The 6,000-nt window shown below is 61.5% G+C and carries 5 protein-coding genes and 1 pseudogene; 2 read left to right on the top strand and 4 right to left on the bottom strand.

What is annotated here, in order from left to right:
• Positions 1 to 125: 125 nt before the first annotated feature.
• Positions 126 to 1,136 (bottom strand): annotated as a pseudogene (locus tag JNB88_RS21960) (FAD-binding dehydrogenase); the annotation flags it as partial.
• A gap of 222 nt (positions 1,137 to 1,358) precedes the next feature.
• Here JNB88_RS21960 and JNB88_RS21955 point away from each other — a divergent pair.
• Positions 1,359 to 1,697, top strand: a complete 339-nt coding sequence (locus JNB88_RS21955) for a YciI family protein (RefSeq protein ID WP_220357245.1) — start codon at positions 1,359 to 1,361, stop codon at positions 1,695 to 1,697.
• 7 nt (positions 1,698 to 1,704) lie between these two features.
• The gene (locus JNB88_RS21950) at positions 1,705 to 2,955 is read left to right on the top strand and encodes an RNA polymerase sigma factor (protein WP_220357244.1); all 1,251 of its coding nucleotides are present in this window, start codon (positions 1,705 to 1,707) and stop codon (positions 2,953 to 2,955) included.
• A 2-nt stretch (positions 2,956 to 2,957) separates the two neighbouring features.
• Here the strand turns inward: JNB88_RS21950 and JNB88_RS21945 are convergent, their stop codons facing one another.
• The 3 genes from JNB88_RS21945 to JNB88_RS21935 form a co-directional block, all read right to left on the bottom strand.
• Positions 2,958 to 3,989 (bottom strand): peptidoglycan -binding protein, encoded by a 1,032-nt coding sequence (locus JNB88_RS21945; RefSeq protein WP_220357243.1) that lies wholly within the window; start codon positions 3,987 to 3,989, stop codon positions 2,958 to 2,960.
• 2 nt (positions 3,990 to 3,991) lie between these two features.
• Positions 3,992 to 5,092, bottom strand: a complete 1,101-nt coding sequence (locus tag JNB88_RS21940; RefSeq protein WP_220357242.1) for a flagellar motor protein MotA — start codon at positions 5,090 to 5,092, stop codon at positions 3,992 to 3,994.
• Positions 5,093 to 5,192: 100 nt separating this feature from the next.
• On the bottom strand, positions 5,193 to 5,993 hold the full coding sequence (locus JNB88_RS21935; protein ID WP_037133787.1) for an inositol monophosphatase family protein: 801 nt from the start codon (positions 5,991 to 5,993) through the stop codon (positions 5,193 to 5,195).
• Between the last annotated feature and the right edge of the window lie 7 nt (positions 5,994 to 6,000).

Genomic DNA, 6,000 nt, shown 5'->3' with positions numbered 1-6,000 from the left:
CGGCACGAAGCTTCGATGCAATCACAAAGGCATTGGGCGAGATTGTCGGTCTTTTCTCCATTGATGAATGCCTGAACTTCTTCAGGGCCGCAGGGTATGAGACCGAATAGGTGCGACACGCTTTAGTCCTGACCGGTCGCGCAGATCGCCTTCAGCGTCGCCAGCGTATCGAAACCGGGCATGGCAGGCGCGGCAAACCGGTTACCCCAGGCATCGCACCAAAAAGCGGATGGCCCTGGCAGGATGCGAATGCCGTGATTGCGCCAGATCGGATCCCAGTTCTTCAGCCCCTCGGTGTAGTGCCACATCCGATCCGAATTGATCTCCCGGCCGCCAGCGCGCTCGGTGATCTCGATCATCCGCCCATCGACGTGGGCAGGCACACCGGCAACCATATCGGCCGGCGGCTGCCCAAGGCGATCAACCGGCCATCTTCTGCGCACTGCATCGTGATTGCCGCCGATGCCGCCTGAGGTCACGATCGTTGCCCCGGCCCGGATCTCGAACAGCGCCGCGAATATACGGTTCGTCTCCTGCCCTCGAACGCCAGTATCCGACTGAAGCACGGTGCCGCGTGCACCGCAGACGACACCGTCCTGTACGACAAGATCATCCACCTGATGCCGAAACAGCAGCGTCACGAGCCCCTTCGCCTCGGCCTCGCGCACACGGCGGATGAATGGCGCAAGTACAGCCGGTCCCGTGCCCCATGTCACATGGAAGCGCGGAACCGAATTGCCGTGGCCATGCGCCAGGCCACCTCCCCGCTCGGCCCAACCGACCACGGGGAACCACCGCATTCCCTGCTGGTGGAGCCACGAACGTTTCTCCCCCGAGGCAAATTCGAGATAGGCCTCCGCCCAGCGGCGCGGCCAATAGTCCTCCGGCCGATCGAACGCCGCGGACCCCATCCAGTCCTGTCGCGCCAGGCTGATACTATCGCGAATGCCCATCAGCCGCTGCTCGGGGCTGTCGACAAAGAACAGGCCGCCGAGCGACCAGAACGCCTGCCCCCCAAGGCTTTGTTCGCCTTCCTGCTCGACGATGCAGACCGTCCGCCCGCGATCCGCCGCCTCCGCTGCCGCCACAAGCCCCGCAAGACCAGCGCCGATGACCAGCACATCGCATTCGATCAAAGCATTTCCCCCCAAATTCGTCGCCAGCCTACGCGGCGCCCTCCTCAGCAGCAACGCCACTTTTTCGTCACCAGGATTTTTTGCCGAATGTCGAAATGAGCTGCGCTCACATCTCATTGTATCGGAACGGTCTTCCGCCGATCCCCGAGCGTTGCAGCTTTTCACTTTTGGTTCTTAGATGCCTGCAAGCCGGTCAACGCAACCAATCTGGAGGAATGCCACATGCAGTACGCGCTCATCATTCGCGAATCATCGCAGGATTTTGCCCGCCGTACCGATCCCACCTATCGCGATGGCTGGATCGCCTACACACAGGCTCTGATTCAGGCTGGCATCATGACCGGCGGCGCCGGGCTGACCGCACCCGAGACCGGAACGGTGGTCCGGCGCAGGGGCGAGGATCACGATGTGCAGGATGGCCCCTATCCCGAAGGCAAGGAGCAGTTGGGCGGCTTCTATCTGATCGACGTACCGGACTTCGATACGGCGCTCGAATGGGCGACCCGCGTTCCGGTCTCCTCGGAAGGCTCGGTCGAGGTACGCCCTCGCCTGCAAATGTGAGGTGGGCATGACCGTTGAGGCCGAGCGCGCCGCCGAAAGGGTGGCGCGCCAATCCTATGGCAAGTTGGTTGCCTTCTTAGCGGCCCGCTCCCGAGATCTGCCCGCGGCGGAGGATGCGCTGTCACAAGCGCTCGTCGATGCCCTGCGTGTCTGGCCGGCGCGTGGCATTCCTGACAGGCCGGAGGCGTGGCTACTGGTCGCTGCGCGGCGCAATCTCATGCAAGGGGCGCGCCACCGAACCGTCCAAGAAAATGCTCGCCCCACCATCGCCCTGGCCGTCGAGGAGGCGGAGGCGAGGATGAACGACGCGACGGCCGATGCATTCCCAGACGACCGCCTGAAGCTGCTTTTCGTCTGCACCCATCCGCAAATCGACAAGAGCATCCACACGCCGTTGATGCTGCAAGTCGTCCTGGGCATCGACGCACGAGCCATCGCGCAGGCCTTCGTCGTTTCCCCTGCTACAATGGGACAGAGGTTGGTCCGGGCCAAGGCGAACATTCGCGATACCGGCATTGGGTTTACTATACCCGATCGACGCTCGCTGCCCGAGCGTCTGTCCGCCGTGCTCTCCGCAATCTACGCCGCCTACGGGCTTGGTTGGGACGATCTCGGTGGTGCCGATGGCGGTCATAGCGCACTTTCCAATGAAGCCATCTGGCTCTGCCGCGCGCTACTTTCCATGCTTCCCGACGAACCGGAGGTCATCGGGCTGCTTGCCTTGATGCTCTATTGCGAGGGCCGACGTGCGGCGCGGCGGAATGCCGAAGGTGAGTACATTGCGCTGGAGCAGCAGTCGACGGATCGCTGGAATGCGATCATGCTTGCCGAAGCTGATGCGCTGCTCCGCAAGGCAGGTGCGGCCAACCGTTTCGGTCCGTTCCAATGTATGGCCGCCATTCAATCCGTACATAGTGCGCGTCGTCTGACCGGCATGACGAATTGGGACGCCCTTCTGACCTTCTATGACGCGTTGCTGATGATGCAGCCAACGGTCGGCGCCCGCGTCAGCCGTGCCGCTGTCCTTGGCCGTACCAAGGGGCCCCAAGCCGGACTGGATTGTCTGACCACCATGGACGCAAGGGAAATCAAGGCCTATCAACCCTACTGGGCCGTTCGCGCGCATCTGCTGACGGAAGTCGGGAACGATCGGGAAGCGGAGACCGCCTATCTCTCGGCAATCGGCCTCAGCGACAGCCCGGCCGTGCGTGGTTTTCTTCTCAGTCGCCTCGCGGACGTTCGAGCGGGCATCGTGTAGACCTACTTCTCGGTCAGCTTCAGCTCGATACGACGGTTGGTAGCACGCGCTTCCGGCGTATCGCCTGGCGCGATCGGCTGGAATTCGCCGAAGCCGGCGGCGACCAGGCGATCAGCCGGGACACCCTGGGAGATCAGGAACTTGACGACCGATATGGCGCGCGCGGACGAGAGCTGCCAGTTATCGCCAAACCTGCCGGTGCCGGCGAGCGGCACATTGTCGGTATGGCCGTCCACGCGCAGAACCCAATTGATCTCCGGCGGAATTTCCTTGGCCACGTCGAGAAGCGCCGTCGCAAGCTTTGCCATCTCGGCCTGCCCCTCAGGATTGAGATCCGCGCCACCGGACGGGAACAGGACTTCCGACTGGAACACGAAGCGGTCGCCGACGATCCGGATGTTCTCGCGGTCGGACAGGATCTCGCGCAAGCGCCCGAAGAAATCGGAACGATAGCGGTTGAGCTCCTGCACGCGCTGCGCCAATGCGACATTCAGACGACGGCCAAGATCGGCGATCTTCGTCTGTGATGTCTGATCCTTCTGCTCGGATGCCTGCAAGGCGGCTTCGACGGCGGCGATCTGGCTGCGCAACGCGGCGATCTGCTGGTTCAGAAGCTCGACCTGGCTCATCGCCCGGTCGCTCATCTGCTTCTGTTCGTCGAGTTCCTTCGTCAGGTTGCCGACGCGCGCTTCGGCGGCGCTCTGGCCGCCAGAACCGGCATCGAGCAAGGCCTTGAGACGGGATCGTTCGCTCTCCGCCGTCGCAAGGGACGCCTGCAAGTTGGCGACACTATCCTCGAGATCCTGGTTGCTCCCCTTCTCCAGAGCCAGAAGCTGCGTAAGCTCGTTGATCTGGCTGTTCAGACGATTGAGCACCTCGTCCCGACCGGTAATTTCCCGGCTCAGGATAAATTGACCGACGACAAAGACGGTCAGGACGAACATGATCGAGATCAGCAGCGTCGACAGCGCATCGACAAACCCTGGCCAGTAGTCCACCGCGCGTTGGGGGCGACGATTGCGAGCAAGGGCCATGCTTACTTACCCTCGGTCTTTTCGGTTTGCGGCATCCGCTGTGAGCGTTCGCTTGAACCGTGCCTTTCCTGAGAACCGATCCGCTCAGTCAGGCGATCGAGCGTACGGCGCATCGCCTTCGTCTCGTCCTGCTGTGCCTCGATCCAGTCGCGCAGCATCTGCTGCTCGTTGCGCATGTTCTTGACCAGGCCCTGAATGCCTTCGGCAAGGTTCGCCATTGCCGCAACCGATCGCTGAGTGCCGCCGCTACCTTCCTCCGAGATGCGGCGCATGTATTCGGAAAGCGCGCGAACGTCGTCCGGCGAGACTGCCGAGTTAGCGCTGAGGGCTGGCATGGCCACGTCGGAGCCGACATCGGTTACCGACGAAAGCCAGTTTTCCAGTTCCATGTAAAACCGGTTCTGCGCGCGGCCTGCCTGCAGGTCGAGGAAGCCCAGGATGAGCGAGCCTGACAAGCCAAGCAGTGATGATGAGAACGCCTGGCCCATGCCGGAAAGCGGCGTCGACAGCCCCTCCTTCAGAGCGCCGAGAACATCGGTCGAACCGTTGGCGCCTGCATCGAGCGTCTGAATGACGGAGCTGATCGACCCGATCGTGCCGATAAGACCCCAGAACGTGCCGAGCAGACCGAGAAAGACCAGAAGACCAATGAGGTAACGCGAGACATCCCGCGATTCATCGAGACGGTTGGCAATGGAATCGAGAATGGAGCGGAATGCCGCCGTCGAAATCCCTGCCGAAGCACTGCGGCTGCCGATCAGCGTCCGCATCGGAGCTAGCAGCTTCGGGTTGCGGCCGACCTTGTCGGCGCTGCCTGCGGCACGGAACGAGTTGAACCACCGCACCTCGGGCCTGAGCGACAGGACATGGCTGAAAACAAGAATGATACCAACGGCCAAGACCCCGAGGATCAAACCGTTGAGGCCGGGATTGTGCATGAAGGCAGTCTGTGTCTGCCGGAAAAGAATAGCAGCAATGAACCCGACGATGATCAGAAACAGCACCATCGTCCAAAGAAACGGCATCGGACTGGAAAGTTTGTAGCTGTAGTTGCCCGTGGTTTTTTCGGTCGAGCCGAACTCCGCCACATTCACATTTTCCATAGGTTCCGCAGCCTCCGGATTCATTTCAGCCGGAGACTAGAGCAACATTGTGCCGAATTGAAGTATGCGGAAACGAAAACCGTGTCTTTACAACAGCGATTTACCGAGCTGGGATCGGGCGCTTGGCGACTTCAAGCAATGCCTTCTGGATATACTCGTTACCTGCGACGACCGAACCGGTCTCAAGGATGGACGTACCGCCATCCCAATCAGACACGTAACCACCGGCTTCGCGGATAAGCAGGATACCCGCCGCGATATCCCAGGCAGACAACCCGGTTTCCCAGTAGCCATCGAAGCGGCCAGCCGCCACGTAAGCAAGATCCAGCGACGCAGAACCCATGCGGCGAATACCGGCCACTTCGCCCATCACGTGGCGGAGTTCAACGAGGAACTTGCCATGGTTGCCGCGACCGAGGTGAGGCACACCGCAAGCAATGACGGAGTCCGAAAGCACACGACGCGCACCAACACGCAGGCGGCGGTCATTGAGGAAGGCGCCACCACCACGCTCCGCAGTGTAGAGCTCGTCTGTTGCCGGATTGAAGACAACACCGGCGACGATCTCATTGTTGCGCTCGAGCGCAATCGAGACCGCAAACATCGGAATGCCGTGCAGGAAGTTCGTGGTGCCATCGAGCGGATCGACGATCCAGCGATGTGCACCGTCCGTGCCCTTGATCTCCTCGCTTTCCTCGCCGAGGAAGCCATAGGTCGGGCGAGCCTTCATGAGCTCGTCCTTGACGATCTTCTCCGCCTTCCGGTCGGCATTGGAAACGAAGTCGCCGGGGCCCTTCACAGAAACCTGCAGGTTCTGCACTTCCCCGAAGTCACGCCCCAGCGATTTTCCTGCCTTGATGGCAGCCTGAACCATGACATTGAGGAGAGCTGAACGGGCCATGTGAGCA

The organism is Rhizobium cauense, assembly GCF_019511525.1.
Classification (GTDB): Bacteria; Pseudomonadota; Alphaproteobacteria; order Rhizobiales; family Rhizobiaceae; genus Rhizobium; species Rhizobium cauense.
The sequence above is the reverse complement of the archived record's forward strand: the minus strand, read 5'-3'. Positions and strand labels throughout refer to the sequence as shown.

Bases quoted from the DNA above. Each gene is read 5' to 3' on its own strand.
- JNB88_RS21950 (WP_220357244.1), top strand. From the start codon at position 1,705: ATGACCGTTGAGGCCGAGCGCGCCGCCGAAAGGGTGGCGCGCCAATCC.
- JNB88_RS21955 (WP_220357245.1), top strand. From the start codon at position 1,359: ATGCAGTACGCGCTCATCATTCGCGAATCATCGCAGGATTTTGCCCGC.
- JNB88_RS21940 (WP_220357242.1), bottom strand. From the start codon at position 5,092: ATGGAAAATGTGAATGTGGCGGAGTTCGGCTCGACCGAAAAAACCACG.
- JNB88_RS21945 (WP_220357243.1), bottom strand. From the start codon at position 3,989: ATGGCCCTTGCTCGCAATCGTCGCCCCCAACGCGCGGTGGACTACTGG.
- JNB88_RS21935 (WP_037133787.1), bottom strand. From the start codon at position 5,993: ATGGCCCGTTCAGCTCTCCTCAATGTCATGGTTCAGGCTGCCATCAAG.